At 50.7% G+C, this 26,253-nt stretch carries 12 protein-coding genes; 5 read left to right on the top strand and 7 right to left on the bottom strand.

Features of this window, described 5'->3' with window-relative positions; translation table 11 throughout:
- Positions 1 to 286 precede the first annotated feature (286 nt).
- The 6 genes from A3842_RS22300 to A3842_RS22275 form a co-directional block, all read right to left on the bottom strand.
- Positions 287 to 1,132, bottom strand: a complete 846-nt coding sequence (locus tag A3842_RS22300) for a DegV family protein (RefSeq protein WP_074102783.1) — start codon at positions 1,130 to 1,132, stop codon at positions 287 to 289.
- A gap of 174 nt (positions 1,133 to 1,306) precedes the next feature.
- Positions 1,307 to 2,200 carry an AraC family transcriptional regulator gene (locus A3842_RS22295; protein WP_256701808.1) on the bottom strand — a complete coding sequence of 298 codons (894 nt, stop codon included), beginning with the start codon at positions 2,198 to 2,200 and terminating at the stop codon, positions 1,307 to 1,309.
- Between the two features lie 81 nt (positions 2,201 to 2,281).
- Positions 2,282 to 3,970 (bottom strand): glycoside hydrolase family 13 protein, encoded by a 1,689-nt coding sequence (locus A3842_RS22290; RefSeq protein ID WP_074102781.1) that lies wholly within the window; start codon positions 3,968 to 3,970, stop codon positions 2,282 to 2,284.
- Positions 3,971 to 4,246: 276 nt separating this feature from the next.
- A complete protein-coding gene (locus A3842_RS22285) occupies positions 4,247 to 6,565 on the bottom strand; it encodes a glycoside hydrolase family 65 protein (protein ID WP_074102780.1) in 2,319 nt (772 codons plus the stop codon).
- Positions 6,566 to 6,850: 285 nt separating this feature from the next.
- Entirely contained in the window at positions 6,851 to 7,513 is a 663-nt protein-coding gene (gene pgmB / locus A3842_RS22280) for a beta-phosphoglucomutase (RefSeq protein ID WP_074083878.1), read from the bottom strand.
- Positions 7,514 to 7,688: 175 nt separating this feature from the next.
- Positions 7,689 to 8,726, bottom strand: a complete 1,038-nt coding sequence (locus tag A3842_RS22275) for a LacI family DNA-binding transcriptional regulator (protein ID WP_074083879.1) — start codon at positions 8,724 to 8,726, stop codon at positions 7,689 to 7,691.
- Positions 8,727 to 9,475: 749 nt separating this feature from the next.
- Between A3842_RS22275 and A3842_RS22270 the strand changes: the two genes are divergently transcribed.
- Entirely contained in the window at positions 9,476 to 17,122 is a 7,647-nt protein-coding gene (locus A3842_RS22270) for a pullulanase (protein ID WP_074102779.1), read from the top strand.
- A gap of 587 nt (positions 17,123 to 17,709) precedes the next feature.
- Here A3842_RS22270 and A3842_RS22265 read toward each other — a convergent pair.
- The gene (locus A3842_RS22265; protein WP_074083881.1) at positions 17,710 to 19,455 is read right to left on the bottom strand and encodes an alpha-glycosidase; all 1,746 of its coding nucleotides are present in this window, start codon (positions 19,453 to 19,455) and stop codon (positions 17,710 to 17,712) included.
- Positions 19,456 to 20,324: 869 nt separating this feature from the next.
- On the opposite strand from A3842_RS22265, the gene A3842_RS22260 reads away from it, so the two are divergent.
- From A3842_RS22260 to A3842_RS22245, 4 genes are all read left to right on the top strand, one after another.
- On the top strand, positions 20,325 to 21,662 hold the full coding sequence (locus A3842_RS22260; RefSeq protein WP_074083882.1) for a sugar ABC transporter substrate-binding protein: 1,338 nt from the start codon (positions 20,325 to 20,327) through the stop codon (positions 21,660 to 21,662).
- Between the two features lie 114 nt (positions 21,663 to 21,776).
- A complete protein-coding gene (locus A3842_RS22255; protein ID WP_074102778.1) occupies positions 21,777 to 23,090 on the top strand; it encodes a sugar ABC transporter permease in 1,314 nt (437 codons plus the stop codon).
- On the top strand, positions 23,087 to 23,935 hold the full coding sequence (locus A3842_RS22250) for a sugar ABC transporter permease (protein WP_074102777.1): 849 nt from the start codon (positions 23,087 to 23,089) through the stop codon (positions 23,933 to 23,935). The genes A3842_RS22255 and A3842_RS22250 overlap by 4 nt, the downstream gene beginning before the upstream one ends.
- A 98-nt stretch (positions 23,936 to 24,033) precedes the next feature.
- The gene (locus A3842_RS22245) at positions 24,034 to 26,088 is read left to right on the top strand and encodes a methyl-accepting chemotaxis protein (protein ID WP_074102776.1); all 2,055 of its coding nucleotides are present in this window, start codon (positions 24,034 to 24,036) and stop codon (positions 26,086 to 26,088) included.
- Positions 26,089 to 26,253: the final 165 nt, after the last annotated feature.

The following is a 26,253-nucleotide window of genomic DNA, read 5'->3' as shown; positions in this document are numbered from 1 at the left end:
ACCCGAACCCCATAACCCCCGACACTAAAAAGATAAAGAATTCTTACAACAACAGCGGCCGGCAGTTCAAACATTCCCCGCAGCTGCGACAAGGCCCCATATGTAAATATCAAATCCAATTGATATAGTAACGCTTTAATGTTGACGCGGAAAAATAAGGCGTCCACATAGAAAACGAACCCATGTCTGCATAAAATGCAGTCAACGGGCTCGTCACAGAGCGCACTGGCTATTTGATTGCGGCTGCAGCTGGAGCATGATCGCTTGCCAGCCTTCAAAAGTCTTATTAATGCATATACATGAGGCCTACTGTTCCAGGGCCACAGTGGCTGCCGATCACGCAGCCTGCATGGATGGTGGCAATTTCGTCCACCCCTGTCTGTTCCCGGAGTGCTTGCTCCAAGTATCTGGCATCCTCTTCTGCCAGGGTGTGGGCGACTATCAGGAGCTCCTTGTCGATCTCATCTGCATGGGCCAGAGCGTGCTGCAGCATCTGCTCGACGACCTTTTCTTTCTTGCCGCGAATCTTGCTGACCGGGACGATGGCACCGTCAATCAAACGCAGCACAGGCCGGATTTTAAGCAAACTTCCAATAAAATTCTGCATACCGGAGCAACGCCCGCCCATATACAGATAGTCCAGCGTATCCACAACAAATTCTGTCTCCACCCGGCTGCGGCACTCCTTCAGCATAGCGGCAATCTCCAGGGCGTTTTGGCCTTTTGCTGCCGCACGGGCGGCTTTTATGACCAGAAGGGCTATGCCTCCGCACAGCGTTTCGGAATCAACCACCTGCACCCGGCCTTCCGGGAACTCCCCGGCAGCCAGCAGGGCATTCTGATATGTAGAGGATAAGGCAGAGGAAAGACTGATATAGACGATATTGCCTCCATCCCGGATCACCGGCTCGAAGGCAGTCATGAAATCGGCAGGCGAGGGTGCGGCTGTCTTGGGAAGGGCACCACGTGCAGCTACCTGTTCATACACTTCCTCAGGCGTGATATCCACCCCATCCTTGTAAGTGGCATCGTCGAACACAACATACAGCGGCACGATACCGATATCATATTTTTCCTTCCAGCTTTGAGGCAAATCAGATGTGCTGTCTGAAAAGATTTTTACGATAGACATGAATTTCTCCTTCACCGATTCTAGGATGACATTCTTTCATAGTATAAAAGCCGTATAATCTGTAATTATACCAAGCCCGCACCAATTCTCAAAATGAAAATAATAGTTTCGCTCCTACATCTGCAAAAAGACCAGCCGCACCTGCGGCTGGTCTTGAAAATAAACGTAGAACGGTTACTTCTTCATCACCGGAATCCACACTTCACAAACGTAATCCTCGGCACTCGGATCTCCTGGTGGATATAGCTCAAACTCGGGTCCGCCTGTATGCTCATAGCCTGTTCCCGGGAACCACTCCTGGAAAATCCGCTGCCACACCTGTTGAATCGCATGGGGCATAGGGCCGACTGAAGTGAATACAGCCCAGCTTGCAGCCGGAACCACAGCAGTCTCATAGCCTTCGGGGTTAGTCTCCGGGGTACCCTCCACTGCAATCCAGTAGGACAGCAGTTCTTTTTCCATGTCCATACCCATACAGATTCCAAGCCAATTGGGGTCAGTGCCGAGCTGAATCAGCTTATCCGAAGTGCCGTCTGCATTGCATTCATTCCAGAATTCCGGGATTCTGCGGAAATTTTCTCCATCCCGTGTAGTAACCTCCATAGATTTACCGATAACGGTAAAAGCTGCTTTTTCCACGATTTTGTATTCCATTTCCTGATCTCCCTTCAAAGATAGATGGAAGGAGAGGCGGGGGAATGCTTTGAGCTGCACTCCGGGCTCACGCGCGGCCGATGGGGTTAGCCCATGTGCCTTGCGGAATGCCTTTGCGAATGCCTCGGGGGAGTCGTAGCCGTATTTCAATGCCACGTCCAGCACCCTGATTTTTGAAATAGCCAGCTCTTGAGCCGCCAGGGTTAATCTCCGTTTGCGGATATAGTCTGCCACCGTTACCCCGGTCAGCATGCTGAACATACGCTGGAAGTGAAAAGGAGAGACATGGGCTACCCTGGCAACGTCTTCGATGCGCATGGGTTCAGTCATCTTGCTCTCCATATAATCCAGTGCATTTTTCATGCGGATCAGCCATTCCAAATCTGCCATCTCCCTTTGTATCCATACTATCATGCTAATCCTGCGCCAGTCCTGTTATTCTCTGCTCATTGAAGACAGGTCTGATAATAGTATAGCCTTAGAGAGATGAAGAAGTCAGCTCCCCAGCCGGCAGACTCTGGCCTCATAAGGACGCAGGGTTCCCCGGTCCATGGCTGCTTGCTCCTCTGGATAATTGCTGATGATGGTTTCAGTTACAGCGTTCAGCTCATCCAGGAGCTCTACGGTTTGCGGAGTTTCACAGAAATTCAGCAGTATCAGCCACCGCTCGCCCTCAAGCGTCCGGGTATAAGCATAAATGTTCTCATGCTCCGGCAGCAGCAACTCGTAATCGCCGTATACCATAATAGGATGCTCTCTGCGCAGCCGGATCAGCTTCTGATAATAGTAAAATATCGAATCCGGATCGGCCAGCGCCTGTTCCACATTGATCTCCTCATAACGCGGATTGAGCTTCAGCCAAGGAGTTCCTTCCGTGAATCCGGCGTTGGCTGAAGAGTCCCATTGCATAGGCGTACGTGCATTGTCCCGGCCTTTGGAATGGATGGCATTGAGGATCGTATCATGATCACCGCCGCCCTCAGTCACCTTTTCCCGGTACATGTTATGAATTTCAATATCCTTGTAATCTTCAAGCCGGGAGAACTTCACGTTCGTCATACCGATTTCCTCACCCTGATAAATGTAAGGTGTCCCCTTCAGCGTGTGCAGCAGGGTAGCAAGCATTTTGGCCGAAATGACGCGGTACTCCCCGTCATCGCCGAACCTGGAAACCATCCGGGGCTGGTCATGGTTGTTCAGGTACAGGCTGTTCCAGCCTTGTTCCGCCAGACCCACCTGCCATTTATGCAGAATGTCGCGCAGCTTGGTCAGGGTCCAGGGAGCCACATTCCACTTGCCGCCAGGGCCGGAATCCACGTCCATATGCTCGAATTGAAAAACCATCTGCAGCTCTTGCCGGTCTTCAGCAGTGTAGAGGATGGCGTCCTCTACCGTAGCTCCAGGGGTTTCACCCACTGTCATCACATCATATTTAGCGAGAACCTTGCGGTTCATTTCCTGGAGATATTCGTGAACACGCGGTCCGTTCATATAATATTCCCCGCCACCGGCCAGCTCGCCGGGAGCAAGACCCTCCTGATGGGCAGAAGGCAGGCCTTCGACCTTGGAGATCATGTTGATGACGTCCATCCGCAGTCCGTCCACTCCTTTGTCCAGCCAAAAAGCCATCATCTTGTACAGCGCATCCCGCAACTTCGGATTCTCCCAGTTGAGATCCGGCTGCTTGCGGGAGAACAGATGCAGGAAGTATTCGCCTGTCTTCTCATCCAGCTCCCAGGCCGGACCGCTGAAGATGGAACTCCAATTGTTGGGCATTTCGCCATCAGGACCAGCGGGACGCCAGATATAATAGTCCCGGTACGGACTATCCTTGGAGGAGCGGGACTCCAGGAACCATGCGTGTTCATCCGAGGAGTGGTTGATGACAAGGTCCATCATCAGCTTGATACCGCGTGTATGCAGCCCGTTCAGCAGATCCTCCCAGTCGCCAAGTGTGCCGAATTCATCCATGATATCTTCGTAATCACTGATATCATAGCCGTTGTCATCATTTGGGGACTTATAGACCGGCGACAGCCAGACGACATCGACCCCCAGCTCCTGCAGATAATCGAGGCGCGAGATAATCCCCCGCAGATCCCCGATCCCGTCTCCGTTGCTGTCCTGGAAACTGCGAGGGTAGATTTGATAGACTACGGCTTCTTTCCAAAAGGTTCTGTTCATATGAAACTAGCTCCTTTGAATGGGATTTTAATATAAGATGGGTTATAAAATAGAATTAGCAAGTATGTTGGTTCCAGGGAACGTTTGGAGTTTCGGCCGCTGTTGTTCTCGGATTTCTATATTTAATGTTCAATATTTCGGATGAAATCCGAGAACAAAGGCGGACGCTAACGCTCCTGCACTTCCAAATTCCCCGCCACCTTTCTTGCCGATTCAATTTTCCAGTGGAACTTATAAAAATATCCCCGAAGCGGAGCTTCGGGGTAACGGCAGCAATTACACCGTAACAGAAGAGCCTTCAGACGTAACGCTGCTCAGACCGTTCACAGTATAATCCTTGCCATGAATCGTGATGGACGCCGGAATATCGGTTTCGTTGACCACGGTAACCAACGCATCCGTAACGTTTACCTTCAGACGGGAGCCGCGGAACATGATCTTGAACGAATAAGCCGTCCAGTGGCCCGGGTTGGATGGATTCAGAATCAGCCGGCCCGACTGCACACGCAGTCCGCCGAAGCCGTGCACGATCGACATCCAGGTTCCTGCCATGCTGGTGGTATGGCAGCCGTCTTCCGTATCGTTGTTGTAATTATCAAGATCCAGTCTCGATGTGCGCAGGTACATTTCATAAGCCTTTTCCTTGTACCCCAGCTCGCAGGCAAGAATCGAATGGATGCAAGGGGAGAGGGAGGATTCATGAACGGTGATCGGTTCATAGAAATCGAAATTGCGCTTTTTGGTCTCCAGGTCATAGCGGTCGCCCAGGAAGTAGAGTCCCTGCAGCACATCGGCCTGTTTGATGAAGCAGGAACGCAGGATGCGGTCCCAGGACCATTTTTGATTCAGCGGCAGATTCTCCGGCAGTACATCCTTGACCTGAATGATCTCCTTGTCGAGGAAACCGTCCTGCTGCAGGAAGATCCCGCGTTCATCATCGGCTGCATAGTACATTTTAGAGACAATCTCATTCCACTTCGCCGTTTCATCTTCTGCAAGCTCCAGCTTGTCGACCAGCTCCGCATAGCGGGAAGGCTCATTCTCCTGCAGATACGCCAGCGCTTCCAATGTATATTCCATCGTCCAGGAAGCCATCCGGTTCGTATACCAGTTGTTGTTGACATTGTTCTCATATTCGTTCGGACCGGTGACGCCAAGCATTACATATTTGTCCTTGTGCGGCACATAGTGCACGCGTTCCTCCCAGAAGCGGGAAATTTCCACCAGCACCTCAAGGCCGTATTGGCCAAGATAGGATTGGTCTCCGGTGTAGTTCACATAGTTATAAATCGCATAGGCAATCGCGCCGTTGCGGTGAATCTCTTCGAACGTAATCTCCCACTCGTTGTGGCACTCCTCGCCGTTCATCGTCACCATTGGATAGAGGGCACCTTTTTTGAAGCCGAGCTTGCGGGCATTTTCCTTGGCTTTCTCCAGATGTTTGTACCGGTAGATCAGCAGGTTGCGGGCAATCGAGGAATCCGCAGTACTTAAGTAGAATGGCACACAATAAGCTTCCGTATCCCAATAGGTGCTGCCGCCGTATTTTTCCCCGGTGAAGCCCTTAGGTCCAATGTTCAGCCGGTCATCTTCACCGGTATAGGTCTGATTCAGCTGGAAAATATTGAACCGGATCGCCTGCTGCGCTGACACATCGCCTTCAATGATAATGTCGCTTTCCTTCCATTTATCTTTCCAAGCCTCCGCCTGTTCGGTCAAAAGCGCCGAAAAACCGGCTTCCCGGGCACTGTGCAGCGCGGTTTCTGCGGCCTCAACCAACTGGCCCAGCCCATGATTACGGGAGGTGACATTTGCAGCATACTTATAAATTACCACCTGATCGCCGGATTTTACCGGAAAGGATACTTTGCTGGCTACATATTTTTCCTGCTCGATGGCTTCAGCTGTACGGGTAAGCTTGTCACCATTCACGAGAATGTCGAACAGATAAGCCGAGGTCACGTGAAAATCGAGTTTCTTTGTTTTAAGCGTCAAATGCCCGCCGTCCGGTGCGCCTTTTTTCTCGACTTCATTCCAGAATTTCTCGTCATAGTTGGCATCTTTGTTCTTGATGTCACCGTCGAGGTAGGGGGTGATGGTCAGGTCTCCGGCAAAATTAAGCGGGGTGATGGCATAGCGGATGGCACCAATCTCGCGGCGGGCCATGCTGACAATACGGATGGTCTCGACCCGTACTTCCTTGCCGCCCTCTGTGGTGGCTGTGAAGCTGCGGGACAAGGTGCCTTCCTTCATATTAAGCTCCCGGTGGAAATCGCTAACGGTGCAAGTCGCCAAATCCAGCGGTGTGCCGTCAATGTCAATGTTGATCCCGATCCAGTTCGTGCTGTTCAGCACTTTGGCAAAATATTCGGGGTAGCCGTTTTTCCACCAGCCCACCCGTGTTTTGTCTGGATAGTAGACGCCAGCCATGTAGCTGCCTTGCAGGCTATGCCCGCTGTACTGCTCTTCAAAATTAGCGCGTCCGCCCATGTACCCGTTCCCGAGGCTAAAGACGCTTTCGGAAATTTCCTGGGTCTGCGGATCAAAGGATTCTTCGATAATGGACCATTCGTCGATTTTTAAATATTGTTTCATGCGTACCGGCTCCTTTTAAATGGGGAATGATATAAATGGAACTATCTGTTCAATGTTGCAAGTTACATGGCCGCTCCACAAGCGAAAGGTTGTTACGATCGCTGTTGTCCCCGGATGCTCCGATTGAAGCTTAAGGTAAGCATCCGGGGACAAAGGCGAGCGCTGACGCTTCTTCACAATCCTTTCGTCCGTTACGCTCTCACGTAACTCCAGTTCTCACATATAGTTCTTTTATAAAAAAGTAGGGCAAAAGAGACTCACATTACTTATAACTGTTAATGTTCGTCAAACGCTTGTAAATGATTCCCTGAGTGCTGCAACGCTGATATGCGCCAGCGAAGGGACGACGATATCCGCTGCCGAAAGTGTCTCCGGCGAACCGATACCCACACTGCGCATGCCGGCGCGGATAGCGGCGGTGATTCCTGCTTCGGCATCCTCGAAGACAACACATTCTTCAGGTTCAACATATACGGCTTTGGCTCCGAGGAGGAAGACTTCCGGATCAGGCTTGGCTGCGCTGGTATGTGTGCCGTCGATAATGCCATCGAAATAGGGCGTAAGCCCGGTGTTCTGCAGGATCATCATTGCGTTTTTACTGGCGGAGCCGAGAGCGGTCTTGATCTTCTGCGCCCGGCATTCCTTCAGGAAGTCCAGGGCGCCCGGCAGAATCTCCGAACTGTCCATCTTGGCGATGTATTCGACATAGCGATTGTTCTTCTGCTCGGCGAGCTCGGCTTTGCGTTCTTCGTCCAGGGTCAGTCCGCCGATCTCCAGCAGAATGTTGAGCGATGCCGTCCGGCTGACGCCCTTGAGACGTTCGTTGTCCTTCTCGGTGAAGACGAAGCCGAGCTGCTCGGCGAGCTCTCTCCAGGCAATGTAATGATATTTGGCGGTGTCGACGAGCACGCCGTCCAAATCGAATAAACAGGCTTTGATTTCTGACATATTGAACCTCCTAAAAGTTTTGTGAGCATAACCTCATCGATTCACTTCGTACAAAACTCGCTTCGAAAGCATAGGCTTAAGTTTTGTGAGCTTGCTCTTTATGTAGCGCAAACGTTTGTACAAGTGTCGAAAAAATAAATGAAGCATCGATAGCTTCATTTATTTTGTTGCGAAGTTACTTCTTCACTGGTGAATACATGGAAGATTCCCTGACGATTAAGCGGTGCGGAATCACGAACCGGTTCGTATATCCGTCATGGTTATCCGGTTTCTGGATGCTCTGGATCAGCACCTGGGAAGCGGTGTAGCCTAGATGATAGATACCGATATCGATACTGCTGATCGGCGGGCTCGACAATTCCGAAAGCGGAATATTGTTAAAGCTGACGATTGCCAGATCCTCAGGAACCTTGTATTTCAGCTCATTCAGCCCGCGAAGGACACCGAAAGAGACCATATCATCGACTGCTACAAGTGCTGTGGGGCGGTTCGGGAGATTCATGAAGAAAGACATTGCCCTGTAGCCGCTGTCCTGCAAAAATTCACCTTCGACAATCCATTCAGCCCGCATTTCCAGTCCGTTCTTCTCCATCGCTTTGCGGTAACCTTCAAGCCGGTCGCGTGAAACGATGAGGTTGGGCGGCCCGCTGACGAAGCCAATGCGTTCATGTCCCATCGATATCAAGTGGTTGGTAGCATCGTAAGCAGCCATGATATTATCGTTATCCACCGATAAGATGTTCTCATAGCGGTCACTTCGCCCTACCAGTACAAAAGGGTAGCCACCCGATTCCAGAAAATCAATCACGGCATCGTCTTTGCGTGAATACAGCAGAATAACGCCGTCAACACGGCGGCCTTTGAGCAGGCGTGAGACGGACTCAAGCTCTTCCTTCTCATTCGCGCCGGAACTGATCAGCACATCATAGCCGGACCGGCTGGACTGTGTAACGATCCCGCGGATCAATTCCATAAAAAACAAATTGGAAAACAGCTCTTCAGCCGGTTTTGGCAGGATAATGCAAATGCTGTTCGTCGTCTTCGAAACCAGGCTTTTGGCCATCATATTCGGAGTGTAGCCCATTTCCTCCATAATCACTTTGACTTTACGGGAAGTTTCTAGGCTAATTCTGGGATGGCCTGACAACACCCGGGATACCGTGGAGGGAGATACTCCCGCTTTCTTAGCCACGTCCTTGATGGTAACTGTCATAGAAACCTCCTTATGGAACCGTTTGCTTTACTCTGTAATATTAATCGAAGAGCTGTTAATTGTAAATAGTGAAACTCTTGTTCAGGGATATGATTAGTGGTTCTGCAGGACAGCCGGAGATGGTGCCTCCCTGTACTTTACCAATGAGATCAGGTGATGAAGGGGAGGATTAGGAGCTTTCTGCAAAGGCTGCTGAAAGGGGGGCGGTGTATTTTTCTGTCATCAGCGATGTAATGAACGGACTTACTACTGGTTGCCCTGATCTGGATTTTTCAAACCCGATGATCCGCAGTGTTGTGCAATATTGTGCAAATTACGGGTGTGTTTGTGTGCAAATGATACCTGTTGCAGAATTGGAATTCTAGATGAGGTCTACAGATTCATTTGGAAATGATTGTTGACAACGCTCCAGGTAGAGGATTAGTATGTTGAACAGAAATAAAAAGCGCTTACAATCGTTGGTTTTGCTTGATTAGCCTTTCTCTATCCCTAATTTTATATGGCTTATCCGCCACATTCCTATTTTTGCAAACGTTTGCGCATAAACGGAGCAAATCAGCGGATAGCAGACAATATTATTTGGCCGGGAGGGAGTTAGGTGACAGGGAATAAAGGGGGGATGGAAGAGGAACGGAGAGGATTAAGGGATTGAAGCCGCAATGAACAACATGAACTAGTCCAAGAATATGCGGTGAGATTGAGGAACACCTGCTTTTCAGGCTAATTCAATTACGGGGGGTATTCGCACAATGAAACGAGCGTTATGGGGCAAGAAGGCATTTGCCATCTGTATGATTGTGGTTTTTGTATGTTCTTATTTCTCATATCCGGGCAATGTGAAAGCGCAAACATCTAAAGTCGTGCTTGTTGGCAATCTTCAATCGGAATTATCAACGGAGGCAGCGCCTACAAGTGACTGGAATCCGGATGCCAGCGTGACACAATTAACCTATGTGGACAATGGGATGTATAAGTTCACGGGCACCTTGCCGGCAGGCGTATATGAATACAAGATCGCCTTGAACGGCACCTGGGACGAGAGCTACGGATACAGCAGCTATACCAATCCCGCCGGAGTCAATACAGACGGCAATATTCAGATAACGCTTACTGCCGAGACCAGCGTAACCTTTTATTATAATGACCTCACCAAGAAAATCGCCGATTCCACGTACTATACACCTCTTTCGGTTGATAAGCTGCCGAGGCTGACAGGAACACTTCAAACGGAGCTGGGCGATGCCCGGGATTCTTCTCCGGCTGATGCGGGAGCCACGTTGTCCGATCCTGATTTTGATGGGATCTATGAACGGGTAGCCGATCTGCCTGCAGGAGAATATGCCTATAGAGTGTATGTTCCCGGAGATACCCCGGAAGCAGATAAGCTCTATCCAGACCAGGATCAGACCCTGAAGCTTCCTGCCGATCTAAAAGTCACGTTCAGGTACAATGCACAGGACCACGGGGTCAGTGCTTCTTTTACAGCTCCGGCTGTACCCGGAAAGGTGATTCCTGTACCGGAGGGGCAGCTGCGGATTCATTACAACCGGCCGGCCGGGGATTACTCCGATCAGGGACTGTGGCTATGGGATGATGTAGCTTCACCTTCTGCAGGCTGGCCGACAGGGGCAACCCCTTTTCCTGAAGGACAGACTGATGCTTATGGGGCTTATGCCGATGTGCCGCTGAAGGCGGGGGCCAAGAAAGTCTCCTTCCTCGTCGTTAACCGCAGCACACAGGCCAAAGACAAAGGCGATAAGCTGTTCACGATCAATACACCGCAGACCAATGAGCTGTGGATCAAGCAAGACTCGGATATTGTGAGTCCTTACGAGCCGGTGGTGCTTCCGGCCAATACCGTGCGGGTCCATTATACGAGAGAGGACAGCAATCAGAATCAATACGGCTTATGGCTGTGGGATGATGTGGCTTCGCTGCCGGTCACCTGGCCGGGAGATGCAGCTCCGTTTCTTGCGGAGCATACCGATGCCTATGGGGCCTATGCCGATATTCCGCTAAAGGCAAATTCCAAAAAAATGGGCTTTGTGGTGGTGAACCGCTCCAGCGGCGATAAGGACGGAGGCGACAAAACGTTCGGTCTGCTGGACCGCTACAATCAGCTGTGGATCAAAAAGGGTGATGATCATGTATATGTGTCCCCTTTTGGAGAACTGCCTTTGAGTCTTGCATCGGCGGAGGTGCTGTCCACCAGCAAGATTCTTCTGACCTTTACCTTAACGGACGGACTGGACGCTGCCGGGTTGAAATCTGCCATAACGGTCACGGATAAAGCGGGCACTCCGGTTCCTGTCACTGCCGTGACGATCAAGAGCACGACTTCGGTAGAGGTGGACACAGGAGCTTTTGAACTGGATCAATCTCCGCTTAGTGTGACTTATTCCGGGAAAAGTGTATCCGCTTCCGCAGGCTGGAGAATGCTTGATGAAATGTACAATTACACCGGAGATGATCTGGGAGCGACCTATCATCCGGCGGACAAGTCGGCAAGCCTGAAGCTCTGGGCACCTATGGCCAGCAGTGTAGTGGCGAATGTGTACAGCAAGACCGACGCTGCTGCAAAAGTCGGACAGGTCAGCCTGACTCCAGGCGATAAAGGCGTCTGGTCGGTGGAGCTGAAGCCGTCTGATCTGAGTGGTGCGGGGGATGTGCGTGGCTACTACTACCAATACGAAGTAACCAATAACGGCGTAAGCAAGCAGGTACTTGATCCTTATGCCAAGTCAATGGCTGCATTCACTGTGGATACCACGGATGCGGCAGGGCCTGACGGTGACAGGGTGGGCAAAGCGGCAATTGTTGACCTCAGCGGGACGAACCCGCCGGATTTCAAGGCAGGGGCTATTGCTGGCTACCAAAAGCGCGAGGATGCTGTTATTTACGAGGTCCATGTACGGGATTTCACTTCTGATGTATCGATTGAAAGCCAGCTGGGCGGCGAACGTTGGGGCTCTTACGCAGCTTTTGAGAAGAAGCTCGATTATATCAAATCCCTGGGCGTGACCCATATCCAGCTGATGCCGGTGATGGCCTGGTATTATGGCGACGAGACGAAGATGGGCAACAGGGAATCCGCCTATTCTACCCAGAACAATGAATACAACTGGGGGTATGATCCGCACAGCTATTTCTCACCGGATGGGGCATATTCACAGCATCCAACCGATCCCGAAGAGCGGATCAAGGAGCTGAAAGGCCTGATTGATGCGGTCCATAAGGCGGGCATGGGGGTCATTCTCGATGTGGTGTATACCCATATGGCCAAAAAAGATTTTCTGGACGACATCGTGCCGGATTACTACGCCTTTAAGGATGCGAACGGCAACTTCGTCGGGGGTTTCGGCAACAATCTGGCGACCAGCCACAAGATGGCCGAGAAGCTGATGGTGGATTCGGTCAAATACTGGTTCAGCGAATATAAAATAGACGGCATGCGCTGGGATATGATGGGTGACGCGACAGCGGATGCTGTTCAGGCAGCCTATGATGCCGCTGAAGCGATCAATCCGAAGGCGCTGTTCATCGGAGAAGGCTGGAAAACCTTCGCCGGGGCGGCCTCCGATCCGCTACTAACCGGCAAAGGCGCAGACCAGTCCTGGATGGACAAAACGGATAGTGTCGGTGTATTCTCCGATGAATTCCGCAATGAGCTGAAGTCCGGCTATGGCTCGGAAGGGGAGCCGCGGTTCATCACAGGCGGAGCACGTTCTATCGCTACGATCTTCAACAATATCAAAGCACAGCCCTCCAATATTCCTGCGGATGATCCGGGCGATGTCGTGCCGTATATCGAAGCCCATGACAATCTGACGCTGCATGATGTCATTGCACAGTCGATCAAGAAGGACCCGTCAATAGCCGAGAATGAGCTGGAAATCCAGAAGCGGATCCGGCTGGGCAATCTGCTGGAGCTGACTTCCCAAGGGACAGCCTTCCTGCAAGCGGGCCAGGAGTATGGACGCACCAAGCAGTGGAAGGCAGCGGGGGTGCCCGAGCAGAAATATACGGAATTAATGGATGGGAACGGGCAATCCTTTGGCTATTTCATCCACGACTCCTATGATTCTTCGGATGCGGTTAACCATTTTGATTGGGCCAAAGCAACGGATGAAGTGAGCTATCCGGTTCAGAATACAACCCGGGCTTACACGTCGGGGCTCATTCAGCTCAGACAATCTACCGATGCCTTCCGGCTTGGTGACAAAAGTCTGGTGGACTCCAATGTCAGCCTGATCGCAGCGCCTGAGATCAAAGCAACCGATCTGGTGATCGGCTACAAGAATAAAGCGACCGATGGAACCGGGCTCTATTATGTCTTCATGAACGGGGACAACACAGTAAGAACCCTGACGCTGTCCGAGGATCTGACCGGAGGGCAGGTGCTTGTAGACAACGATCAAGCGGGAACTGGGGCAATCCCTGCCGGAAGCCAGTCGGGCTTCACGCTCACAGCAAATTCGATTACGCTGGCCCCGCTTACTGCCGTGATCATCCGTAAGGATGCTGCCGCCGCCGTTCTGGCTTCTCTTGGAACGGACAGCCCAAGCTATTCGCTCCAAACCGGCAGCACGCATCAAACGGCTGTAATGGCTAAATACGATGATGGCAGCTCCAGAAAGGTTACCGATAATGCGGCCTATATCTCCAGCAATCCGCAGATTGCCACGGTGACAAGCAAAGGACTGGTCAAAGCCGTTAAGGCAGGTGCAGCCACGATCACCATCTCCTATGGCGGTCTCACTACCAAGGTTACTGTTGAAGTGACCAAAGATGCGGTGGATACCAAAAGGTATGTCCAGATCACCTATGTCCGTAAAGATAAGGATTATACAGACTGGAATCTCTGGGTGTGGAATACGGGGGTCAAAAACGATCAGATTGATTTCACCACCTTCAAGGACGGTAAGGCCAGTGTGCTGATTGAGGTGGCACCGAATGCCACAAGTGTGGGCTTTATGCTGCGCAAGGGAACAGACTGGAACACTGGCAAGCAGGATTATCCGGATGACCGGGTTATACCGTTGACGGCGGGTGAAGCTTTTACCAAGGTGATTGTGACCAGTATGGTAAAAGAGCTGGATATCAAGCCGGTGATAAGCGGTCCGGTGATGAAGGATGGGACGATTACCTTCCGGTACCGGGACGATGCCCTGTTCCGCAGTGATAATCTGGCTGCAATCAATGCGGTTAAGGTCAAAGTGAATGGCACGGAGTATCCAATGGTGTACGAAGCGGCCAATGAATGGTTCAGCTATCAGCTGAAGGATGTGCAGGAAGGCACGTACAAGTATACCTTCCTCGTGACCAGGGACGGAGTGACCGAAGAGCTGACCGACCCGAAAAACACTGTGAACGGTGAATCGGCTGCAGTCTATCATATCCCGGCTGTCACGATTACTGCATTAGTCCAGCCGGAGGCTATTAACTCCAATGAAAATGCAGTGGTTACCGTTAACGCTGCTTCTCCGGAAGATGTATCCTATGTGGACGGTTATATGGATCTGACTGCCCTCGGCGGACCGGGCGCAGTGAAGCTGGATACAGCGCTCATGAAACAGACGGTTGCGGTTAAGGACACTGTGCCAGCGGGGATCAAGACCATCCCGATCACTCTAATGGATCAGTACGGGAATTCGCATAAAGGTGCAGCCAAAGTCGAAGTAAAGGCAAGAACGTATACAGATGACCGGCTTGATTTTGACTGGGATGAAGCCCGGATCTACTTCGCGCTGACTGACCGGTTCAAGGACGGGGACAGCACGAATAATACCGGTGTCGACAAAACCCATCTGGAAGCCTATCACGGCGGAGATTTCCGCGGAATGATCGACAATCTGGACTATCTTCAAAAGCTTGGCATTAATACTCTCTGGATTACGCCGATTGTAGACAATATCGATTTCAACAAGGGTGTTGATTTCGGCGGAACGCAGTATGCTTACCATGGCTACTGGGCCAAGGATTTCACCCAGCTGGATGAGCATCTTGGCAATATGGCAACGTTCAAGGAACTGATCGAGAAAGCCCATGACAAGGGCATCAAAATTATGGTGGACGTTGTGCTCAACCATGCCGGTTACGGCCTAAAGGCGGAAGACAGCTATCCGGGCGTTACGGCTGAGGATAAGGCTCGTTTTGAAGGGATGCTCCGCACAGACGGTGTATCCGCTGACACCGACCCGGTTAAAGGTGAATTGGCAGGGCTGCCTGACTTCAAAACCGAAGATCCGGCAGTGCGCAAGACTATCATCGATTGGCAGACGGGCTGGCTGGACAATGCCCGGACAGAGCGCGGAGATACCATCGACTATTTCCGTGTGGACACAGTGAAACATGTGGACAACACAACCTGGAAAGCGTTCAAAAATGCGCTGACCGCGATTGATCCAGAATTCAAGCTAGTCGGAGAATATTACGGCGGCACTTTGGACAACGATGGCGGTAACCTGAAGTCTGGCCAGATGGATGGACTGCTTGATTTTGGCTTCAAGAACGCCGCAAAAGACTTTACAGACGGGAAAATTTCGGCTGTGGATGCGTATCTGCAAACCCGGGAAGCGCAGATGGACAACACCGGAATGATGGCTCAATTCCTGAGCAGCCATGACGAGAACGGCTTTTTGTCCAATGTTGTAGGCGGAGACAAGGGCAAGCTGAAGGTGGCTGCCGCGCTGCAAATTACGGCCAAAGGACAGCCGGTTATCTACTACGGGGAAGAGCTGGGCCGTTCCGGTGCGAATGCCGGAGACATGTCCAAAGGAGAATTCAGTGAGAACCGCGGGGATATGCCTTGGGATCAGCTGAGTGCGGAACAGGGGCTTCACGATCACTACCAGAAGCTGCTGAACATCCGTGCCAAGTATTCGCAGATCTATTCCAAAGGTGTGCGTACCAAGCTGGCCGGCTCGGACGAGCTGGGTTATCTGGCTTTTGACAAGCAGTATGGAACTGAACATATTGTAACAGCGATCAACACGAAGACAGGGGCGGTATCCGTCAGCCTTCCGGTTCCTTTTGCCGTACAGGCTGCGGTTGTGGATGAATACAGCGGCAAGACCTATACGGTATCACAGGATCAGAAAGTGACGGTTGAGCTGCCGGGCAGGGATGACGGCGGGACGGTTATTTTGGCCGCAGTGCCGAAGGTAACGCCGACGCCGACACCGTCGGTGAAACCTACACCTACACCTAGTGTGACACCTGCACCAACAGCGACACCTGTGTCTACGCCAGTCTCGTCTTCGGCTGTTGTGCCGACAGCTGTACCTGCTGCAGATACGCAGCTTGTGAGCGGAGACACGCTGAAGAACGGCAAGGACGGTAAAGTCAATGTGGAACTCGCTTCAGGCAAGCAAGCAGTGCTATTGCCCCTCCAGGCTGCAGCCTTGCTGGGGTCAAATGATCTGGTGCTCCATATGAATAGTCTCACAATCACGCTGCCCGCCCGGGTTCTGGGTAAAATTCAAGGGACATTGGCTGGTGCGGATGCGGAGGGTGCGCAGATTCTATTTAGAGCAGCGCCGCTGCAAGGCAATGCATCAAGCACTCTGCTGGCTGGTCTAAGTAAGGACCATACGGCTGTAAAAGCGGCATCGGATGTCTATGAGTTCAAGCTCAATATTGTGCGCAAAGACGGTACGCTTCTTCCGGTAACCTCATTTGCAGAACCAGTTAGGCTGGCCTTCCAGATTAAAGGAAATCCCGACAAGGCGCTGCTCGGTATCTACTATCTGGGTGACGGCAACCATTTGGAGTATGTCGGAGGTACGCAACAGGGGGATGTCATCACTGCTGAGGTTACACATTTCAGCAAATATGCAGCGCTTGAGATCAACAAATCCTTCTTGGATGTTCCGGCTGGCCACTGGGCAGAGACGGCGATAAAATCACTCAGTGCGAAGCAGGTGATTTCGGGGGTTACGGCTGCCGAATTCAAGCCGGAAACTTCTGTCACCCGTGCGGAATTCACTGCACTGCTCGTACGGGCGCTGGGACTCCGAGCTGACGGGCAGGCTGCATTTACGGATGTGAAGGCGGATGCCTGGTATGCTTCCTATGTGTCCGCAGCAGTCCGTCAAGGGATTGTGACGGGACGCAGCAAGGACTTGTTCGCTCCGGGTGCAGCAATCAGCCGTGAAGAGATGGCTGTCATGATCATTCGGGCACTGGAAGTGAAGCAAGGCAAGAAGATGGAAGCTGTAAATGGCAGCCCGGCCTTTGCCGATGCTTCCAGCATTAACTCATGGGCAGCAGCTTATGTTCATGCTGCTGCAGAGCAGGGGCTTCTGCAGGGCAGAGCGGACAACCGGTTCGCGCCGAAGGCATCGATGACCCGTGCTGAAGCTGCACAGGTGGTCTATAGATTGCTGGATAAATAAGCTGCTTAGTGAGTCTACAACCACAGTGAGAATTGTCTGCTTCACGGAGCGTGTGAAATGTATGGGAATTAGCATGATGTCCTATCAATTTAGTAATTAGTAACCCAAAGGGCCCTCTTCGTCGCGAAGAGGGCCCTTTGGGTTGGTTAGTTGTTTAGTTGTGCTGTATGGATGCTAATAAATGATAATAAATGTTGATCAATGCCTGATCGATGCCTGATAGATGCTAATTGTGCTGATGGACGCATGTATGGTGCTAAGTGGAAAAAGTAAAACAAATTCGGTGCAATCCTGGCTACAAGCGGTTTTAGTTGGATTTTGTATACTTAAATATTTCTATTTCACCACATCCGGCCGGATATGGCGGAATTAGTTATCCTTTTTCCAACGAAGACCGCTCCCTGTAGAGGAATGGACTGGATTAGTTATCCTTTTTCCACTATGGGTATTACACACGCTGGATATCTTAGCTTAAGGATACTTTTATTCCGGCTGCAGTTTACCCCTTGAGTTTTGCGTTCAGCTGTGACGAGTCAGAAGCCTATACACCCAGGAGTTACTTCACCGTACAGCCGCTCCAGCTTCTTTTACAGCAGCGCCTTAAGCACCGCATACCCGTAGGCAGGCAGCTTGATCGACAGCTTGCTGCGGTCGGCGCGCAGCGCTTCGCCTGTGAATAAATTCTCCCAGTTGCGGTCCTCCACATCAAGGCGGAAAGTTTGTGCTGTTTCCTCTGTGTTGACCAGTACCAGGATGATGTCGTCACCCAGACGACGCTCATAAGCCAGCTTACTGCCGTGTCGTCCGGCTTCCAGGAAGGTGAAGCTGCCGGTACGAAGCGCAGGATGGCTGCTGCGGATTTCAATCAGCTTGCGGTAGTAGCTGAACAGGTCCAGGTCCTGATTCTCAGGATTCCATTCCATGCATTTGCGGCAACCGGGATCACCCTCACCATCCATCCCGATTTCATCGCCGTAGTAAATGCAAGGTGTGCCCATGAAGGTGAATTGGAACAACGAAGCGAGCTTTTGCTTGTTCTTGTCTCCTTCAGCCAGAGTCAAAAGACGCGGAGTGTCATGGCTGTCCAGCAGGTTGAAGGCCACTTCACTAGCCTGCAGCGGGTAGCGGGAGAGCTGTTTGCCAATGGCGTTAGCGAAGCTTTCGGCATCAAGTGTGCCATAGATGAAGAAGTCGAGCACCGCATCGGTGAACGGGTAATTCATGACTGCGTCGAATTTGTCGCCCTCCAGCCACGGTGCAGATTCATGCCAGATTTCGCCCAGGATATAGGCATCGGGGTTTGCTCTTTTGACGACCTTGCGGAAATCGCGCCAGAATTCATGGTCTACCTCATTCGCCACATCGAGCCGCCAGCCGTCAATATGGGCCTCGGTAATCCAGTATTCCGCGACCTTCAGCAAATAGGCCTTCACTTCGGGGTTCTCGGTGTTCAGCTTGGGCATCAACGGCTCAAACGCAAAAGCATCATAGGTAGGAACACTATCCACTACCTGTAACGGGAATTCACGGATATGGAACCAGTCTTTGTAGCGGGAAGCTTCACCCTTTTCAAGTACATCCACAAACGGGGCAAAGGTTCGGCCCGAGTGGTTAAACACTGCATCGAGCAGGACCCGGATGCCGCGTTCGTGGCAGGCGTCCACCAGTTTTTTCAGCGTTTCGACATCACCGAAATGCGGATCCACAGACATGTAGTCTTCTGTATCATATTTGTGGTTGGTAGTGGCGGTAAAGATCGGCGTGAAGTAGATACCGGTAATGCCAAGCTCGCTCAAATGGTCAAGATGGTCGATGACTCCTTGCAGATCACCGCCGAAGAAGTTCTCCGGTGTAGGCGTTTCGCCCCAGGGCTGCACATGTGCCGGATTGCGGCTGGGATCTCCGTTCGCGAACCTTTCAGGGAAAATTTGATAAAAAATAGCGTCCTTCACCCAAGCCGGTGGAATAAAGACGTCGCCGCGGTTGATGTACGGAAATTCAAACAACCGATTGGGGTTGGTAGGGCGTTCAGTCTGGAAATCACTTTCGGTCATCCAAATGCGTTCATGTCCTTTTTGCAGCAGAAATCCATATTTAAGCCGCCGGTGCTTGGGGACCGAAGAGCATTCCCAATAGTCGAACATCGCATCCGAGGTGAAAAGGGTCATCGGGATTAGCTCCTTGGTGGCATCCCAGGCATATTTATCTCCGGCCCAGGCGAAGACCTCGGTTAAATCCCCTTTTTTGGCGCGCAAGCGCAGATGAATCGTCTCGTGATCATAGGCATAAGACCAGTTTAAACGCGGACGGTGGTAGACAGCTTCAAGCAACATTCATAATTCCCCCTAAAAGTTTTGTGAGCATAAGCAACCTGGAACAGCTTCGTACAAAACTGGCTTCGGAAGCACACGCTGGGTTTTGTGAGTATAAGCAACCTGGACGGAATCTCTGCTAAATAGGCAGCAGTCATCCCTTAGGCGTTACAGATGAATAAGGCCGTATTTCACCACAAAAAGGTAATAACATGAAATATGAATCCGTTATGCCTTGTTGCACTCTTTTTTATGCCTTAATGCACCAACCGGTCCGTTCTATGTACACAACAAAAAGGCACAACCGCCGCCGGGTGGCTTGTCCGAGGTTGTACCTTTTTGAAGTAACATTGCCTTTTAGTTGTTTGAAATGAAAGGACGGCAGTGGTGCCTTGTTGAAAGGACAGGCTGCTTATAATGTTTTGGATTATAGCACGGAATAATTATAGGTTCAATACTTTAGTACAAACCATTGCACAAAATAAAAATACAAAGAAAACCGGTTTTCTTTTGTAAAAAATATTATTAATAACATAAAAATAACCATTTATCAAGAATAAATCTCCGCTGAACACAATTTTATAGTGATTAACTACTGTAAAACGGAAAAAATAGGAGTTTCCTTCTGAAATAGAGAGGAAACCGGTTTTTTTATAAAAAAAACGAACAAATTCGCCTAAATTTACTATGTGCAAACGTTTTTGCAATTATGATTCCTGTTGTATTATGAAATAGGAAATGAAGCGCTTTCCAGAACTTGATGAAGCGTATATAGAAGGGGCAACAACGAATACATACTTTTTTTTGAATCCCCTGAAATCGTTTGCGCAAGATCTGGGGCATCATCGTAAGCGTGAGGTATGATACACAAATTAGGAGGGGTTTAAGCAATGGAAATGAAAAAGCTCATGGTTCTCACCGCAGCGTTCTCTATGGCAGTATCCATCACGGCGTGCGGTTCTAACAACAATGGCAATAACGGGGGAAATGCTGCGGCAAGCAATGCACCAACAGACAACGCTACAGCTACTAATGCTGCTACGAACAGCGGTAATGCTGCTGCAACTGGTGAAATTGCACCGGAAGACGGCGCATCGCTGCTTGTATGGGAGAGTAAAGAAGAGAGACCTTTTGCCGAAGAAATCGCCAAACAATTTACAGCTAAATATAACGTTCCCGTGAAAATTGAAGAGATAGCTCCGCCGGATCAAGTAGGCAAGCTTACACAGGATGGTCCATCCGGTCTGGCTGCAGACGTAGTACTGATCCCGCATGACAATCTGGGCAAAGCCGTAAGCGCAAGCCTGCTGCTTCCAAACGATATCTTTACTGAGCAGACCAAAGCAGACAACACAGAGGCTTCCATCATAGGCTCCTCCTTCGACGGCGAATTGTACGGCTATCCTAGAGCGGCAGAAACTTATGCGCTCTACTACAACAAATCGTTGGTCAAAGAAGCTCCTAAATCCTTCGATGACGTGATTGCCTTCAGCAAAACGTTCACAGACAAGGCGAAGAGTAAATATGGAATTATGTGGGAAGTGGGCAACATGTACTTTGGCTATCCGTTCATTGCCACTACCGGCGGTTACCTGTTCGGTAAAGACGGCACAGACAAAGACGATATCGGCCTGAACAACGAAGGTGCCATTGAAGGTCTGAAGACTTTCGTCAAATTGAAGGAAGCACTGCCTGTCAAGAGCGGTGATATTACTGCAGACATCAAACGCAGCTTGTTCAGCTCCGGAGATGTAGCCATGGATATGACAGGTCCTTGGGAGCTTGCCGCCTACAAGGAAGCGCTTGGTGACAAGCTGGGTGTTGCCCCAATCCCAACTATTGACGGCAAAACAGCAATTTCATTCTCCGGCATCAAAATTTTCGGTGTCAATGCTTACTCGAAATATCCGAACGCAGCCAAATTATACGCTCACTTTGCGTCAAGCAAGGATGCACAGCTCCTGCTCAATAAATTGATCGGTTCCATTCCAACCAACAATGAAGCGCTGAAGGATGCACAGATTACGGGTGATCCGTACATCTCCGCTTTTGCTGAGCAGGCGAAGAACTCCCAGCCAATGCCGTCCATTCCTGAAATGGGCAACGTATGGAGCCCTGTGAATGCGGCCCTTCCGGAAATTTGGGATAACAACGCTGATCCGAAGGCGGCAATGGATAAGGCCGTTCAGCAGATCAAAGACCTCAATAACGGTTCAACTTCTAAGTAACAGAGGTTTTTAAACAGCACATCATTAGCACATAGTGGATATTCATTCGCCCGCCGCTCCGGGTAGCGGCGGGCGGTTTCCTGAATTCCGCGCGGAGAGGAGAACGGAAGAGAAATGCAGCGACACCGCAGCAGAGCCGCAATACTGTCGACCATTTTTATGGGATTGGGACAAATATATAACCGCCAATTCATTAAAGGGCTTATTTTTTTAGCTGTAGAGGCTGGAGCTCTGGTCTATTTCATCGCTAATTTGGGAAGGGCTTTTTGGGGGATTACTTCACTAGGGGACTCTCCAAGCCATTTGGTAAAGGTAAAGGGAATCACGAAAATGGTGGCTGGAGACCATTCCATCGTCATTCTGATTCAAAGCTTGATCACCCTGATGTTCTTTGTGTTATTCCTGATTGCCTGGTATATGAATATTAGGGATGCCCATAAAACCGGAGAAGAACGCGATAACGGTCGTCCTTCGAATACATTCAAACAGTCTGTACGCTACATTCTGGATTACAAGTTTGCCCAGAGCTTTTTATTGATTCCGGGTCTCGGTATTTTGTTCTTTACCATTATGCCGATTATCTTTATGATCATGCTGGCCTTTACAAACTTTGCCGCACCGGATCATATTCCGCCGGCGAAGCTGGTGGACTGGGTAGGGTTTCAAACCTTCCGCAATCTGCTTGTTTTGAAATCCTGGAGCCACACCTTTTATGGGGTACTTACCTGGACGATTGTCTGGGCGGTTCTATCAACTGTAACTACTTATTTCGGCGGGATGCTTGTCGCTCTGCTGATTAATCAAAAAGGTATCCGTTTCAAGGGTTTGTGGAGAATGATTCTTATTTTGCCTTATGCGATTCCGCAGATGATTTCCCTGCTGCTGATGCGCAATCTGTTCAACGGGCAGTTCGGCCCGATCAACCAGTATCTCGGCTATTTCGGACTTGGAAAGCTGCCTTGGCTGACAGATCCGTTTTGGGCTAAGTTCACTGTTATTATTGTCAACATGTGGGTAGGGATTCCAGTATCGATGCTGCTGATTATGGGTGTGCTGACTACGATCCCGCGAGACATGTACGAAGCAGCCGAAGTCGACGGGGCGACCAATTATCAAAAGTTCCGGATTGTTACGCTGCCAATGATCTTGTTCTCTACTGCACCTACGTTGATTATGCAATTTGCCGGCAATATCAACAACTTTAATGCAATCTACCTTCTGACTCAGGGGAATCCGGTCAACGGGAATTATCAGTATGCCGGATCAACGGACTTGCTGGTAACGTGGCTCTACAAGCTGACGGCGGATCAGAACAAAAATAATATGGCTTCCGCAATAGGCATTATACTCTTCATTATTGTAGCCGGGTTCTCCCTGTACAATTACCGCCGGACCAAATCATTCCAAGAGGAGGATATGATTCAATGATTATCGGACGCAAGCTTACGAGCATTATTCGCTTGAGCCTCAGTTACATCGTTCTGATTGCGCTGGCGATTGCTGCAATCTATCCGGCACTCTGGATTCTGCTAGCATCCTTCCGGCCGGGCAAGTCTTTGTACAGCAAAACGCTGATTCCTGAACACTTTACGTTAGCGCATTACAAGGAACTGTTCACTTCACCGGTCTATATGTTTGGGACCTGGTATGCGAATACACTTAAGATTGCCGTATTCTCTATGCTGATCGGTGTGGTGCTGACCCTTCTGACCAGTTACGCTCTATCCAGATTCCGCTTCAAAACCCGTAAGACTACCATGTCGGTACTGCTCATTCTCGGGATGTTCCCGGGCTTCATGAGTATGATTGCGATCTATCTGCTACTCAATCAGTTCGACCTGCTGGATACGCACATGGCACTCATTATCGTCTATGCGGCAGGAGCGCCCCTTGGCGGTACGCTGATCGCCAAGGGCTTCCTGGATACCATTCCACGATCATTGGATGAAGCGGCGCGGATTGACGGAGCCAGCAATTTCGGTATTTTTGTCCGGATTATTCTTCCGCTCTCCCGGCCTATGATTACCTATATGGCGCTTACTCAGTTTGTCGGCCCGTGGGTGGATTTCATCTTTGCCAAGCTGATTCTGCGGACCAAGGAGAACTGGACGGTCGCTGTCGGGATGTGGGATATGGTCAATACGATGCAGAATTCCAATTTCACACTGTTCGCAGCGGGGGCGGTGTTGATCTCTGTGCCGATTATGATTCTGTTCGGATTCCTGCAGCGTCTGCTCGTTGACGGTTTGACCGCTGGCGCCAGCAAAGGATAGTTGTCTTGCCTGCTTCATGAATCACCGAAACACAAGGTACAGCCTTTATGTTGTCTATTAAGGGCTGTACCTTTATTTTGTCCTGAGGAGAGAGTGTAATGAAACGCCCGCGTAACTTACGATTTAGATCGGTAGGCATCAAGTTGTTCGTCATTTTGTTCTGTACGATTGTGCTGCTGTCCTCGGTCCTGGGTCTGACTTCATATTATGCAGCAAAAGGCATCATTACAGATCAGGTTGCTGCTGCTTCCTCCCAGTCCATCGTGCAGGCTGCAGACAAGCTGGATTTTCTATTTGCCGAGTATGAAGCACTTTCGCGGCAGTTTGCCGTGGATTCCATTTTAAAAGCAGATATGGAGACGGTGAACCATCCGGGAGCCGGAACTGTCGCCAAAGCGGCGGCTGAGGACCGGATCCGCCGCAAGCTGGACTCGGTCAAAGGCTCGGATGAACGGATGCTGGGCATCCGGCTTATCTCAAGAAACCTGGTGGAGTCCGAATCTTACAAGTCGACAGGCATCAGCGCCGTCCGCAGCGACGAAGGCATTCTGGCAAGAGTAAAACAGATTGATGAAGCCAAAGGCGATCCCGTCTGGTTCTCGGTAAGGGCCAAAGGCTTCTTCGATGTGTATGCCGAGTCTTCGATGACGATGGGCAGGCTATTACGGAATATCAAGCATCCCGAAGCGGAGTACTACATGCTGATTGAGATCAAGGGTCAGGCGCTTACAGATATTCTCTCCAATCTGCATATCGGGCGTGCCGGTGAGATCCGCATTCTGGACCCGTCAGAAAGTATTGTGTATGGAGCGGACAACAAGCTACTCGGCGAAGCCTCATACATACACCCTGAAACAGAGCCACCGAAGGGGCAGCTTCATTCGTTCACAAGTGAAAACGAGCAGGGTGCTCCTCAGCTTGTGGTCTATCAGCCGCTGGATACGGCCAAGTGGACGCTGATGGGATATGCTCCGGTTAGTGATTTTACCAAATCTGCGGACAAGCTGCTCTACATCACACTGTTGGTTGTCCTCGCTGCGGTTGTGATTGCTCTGTTGATCGGCTACCTTCTGGTCCGCCAGATTGGCCGTCCTCTGGGCAAGCTAGCCCGGCTGATGGAGGAAGGCGAGCAGGGCAATCTTCAGGTGCGCACGAGCTTCAAAGGCCAGGATGAGATTGGCCGGCTGGGCCACAGCTTCAACAAGATGATGGAGCAGATCTCATTATTAGCAGGCCAGAGCGGCAGCTCGGCAGCTCAGGTTCTGTCTACCTCGGAGCAGTTGGTGAATGCGTCCAGTACGACCTCCACCCATGCAAGAGAAGTGGCGGCTGCCACTGAAGAAATTGCTCACGGGGCAGCCAGCCTGGCGCTTGAAGCAGAGAGCAGTAACCGCAACGTGGAAATGATGAATCTACAGATCAAGGACGTGAAGGAGATCAATCAGGCCATGGATACTTCGGCGGAGAAGGTCATCACAGTCAGTGACCAGGGAGCCGAGCTGATGAAGACACTGGTTGCCCAGAGCGAATCCACTGTGCGGATGATGGATTTGATTCAGGAAAATTCCATCAGACTGAGAGAAAGCACACATCTGATCCGCAGCATCCTGACCCCAATGGTCGCTGTGAACAAGCAGACGAATATTCTGGCGCTCAATGCTTCCATTGAAGCTGTTAGAGCCGGAGCAGCCGGAAGAGGCTTCATTGTAATTGCCGACGAAATCCGCGGTCTGGCCAATCAGTCCAACCAATCGATTGCCTCCGTGTCAAGGATTACAGAGGAAATCAGCAGCCATATTGAAAATACGGTTCAGGTTGTGGGCGAGACCGCTCCGTTATTTCGTGAACAGATTGCTTCCGTACGGGAATCTTCTATTATCTTTGAAGATGTCCGGGCAGAGATGGAGCAGTTCATCGGCTATTTGAATGAGTCGTCGGCGTCGGTCACGGCACTGACAGAATGCCAGCACCTGCTGGGTGAATCCATGGCTAGCGTCCGGGCGGTGGTTCAGCAGACCAGTGCCTCTACTGAGGAAGTGGCCTCCATGTCCTCACAGCAATTCATCGTGAGCGAGGAACTGGTCGCTCTGTCCGGCAAGCTGGAGACGCTGGCTGAGGAGCTGAAGCAGTCGCTGGTTTCTTTTCACGGATAAGCTTGATTGGAAAAAATGGGCCCCTGCGTCGAATCATCGGCGGGGGGCTTTTTGGCATCGTCTGTTTCGCGTTGAACCTATCCAATTCTTGTTCTGGCAGGGTTCAAAGGATACACTTAGTCTATAATAACAGAACGCATTGAGAGGCCTTATAGGAAGAAATGA

The sequence above is a fragment of the Paenibacillus sp. P3E genome (assembly GCF_001909045.1).
In the GTDB taxonomy this organism is placed as follows: Bacteria; Bacillota; Bacilli; order Paenibacillales; family Paenibacillaceae; genus Paenibacillus_AQ; species Paenibacillus_AQ helianthi.
Note: the sequence above shows the minus strand (reverse complement) of the source record. Positions and strands in the feature narration are given on the sequence as shown.

Bases quoted from the DNA above. Each gene is read 5' to 3' on its own strand.
- A3842_RS22300 (WP_074102783.1), bottom strand. From the start codon at position 1,132: ATGTCTATCGTAAAAATCTTTTCAGACAGCACATCTGATTTGCCTCAA.
- A3842_RS22295 (WP_256701808.1), bottom strand. From the start codon at position 2,200: ATGATAGTATGGATACAAAGGGAGATGGCAGATTTGGAATGGCTGATC.
- A3842_RS22290 (WP_074102781.1), bottom strand. From the start codon at position 3,970: ATGAACAGAACCTTTTGGAAAGAAGCCGTAGTCTATCAAATCTACCCT.
- A3842_RS22285 (WP_074102780.1), bottom strand. From the start codon at position 6,565: ATGAAACAATATTTAAAAATCGACGAATGGTCCATTATCGAAGAATCC.
- pgmB (WP_074083878.1), bottom strand. From the start codon at position 7,513: ATGTCAGAAATCAAAGCCTGTTTATTCGATTTGGACGGCGTGCTCGTC.
- A3842_RS22275 (WP_074083879.1), bottom strand. From the start codon at position 8,726: ATGACAGTTACCATCAAGGACGTGGCTAAGAAAGCGGGAGTATCTCCC.
- A3842_RS22270 (WP_074102779.1), top strand. From the start codon at position 9,476: ATGAAACGAGCGTTATGGGGCAAGAAGGCATTTGCCATCTGTATGATT.
- A3842_RS22265 (WP_074083881.1), bottom strand. From the start codon at position 19,455: ATGTTGCTTGAAGCTGTCTACCACCGTCCGCGTTTAAACTGGTCTTAT.
- A3842_RS22260 (WP_074083882.1), top strand. From the start codon at position 20,325: ATGGAAATGAAAAAGCTCATGGTTCTCACCGCAGCGTTCTCTATGGCA.
- A3842_RS22255 (WP_074102778.1), top strand. From the start codon at position 21,777: ATGCAGCGACACCGCAGCAGAGCCGCAATACTGTCGACCATTTTTATG.
- A3842_RS22250 (WP_074102777.1), top strand. From the start codon at position 23,087: ATGATTATCGGACGCAAGCTTACGAGCATTATTCGCTTGAGCCTCAGT.
- A3842_RS22245 (WP_074102776.1), top strand. From the start codon at position 24,034: ATGAAACGCCCGCGTAACTTACGATTTAGATCGGTAGGCATCAAGTTG.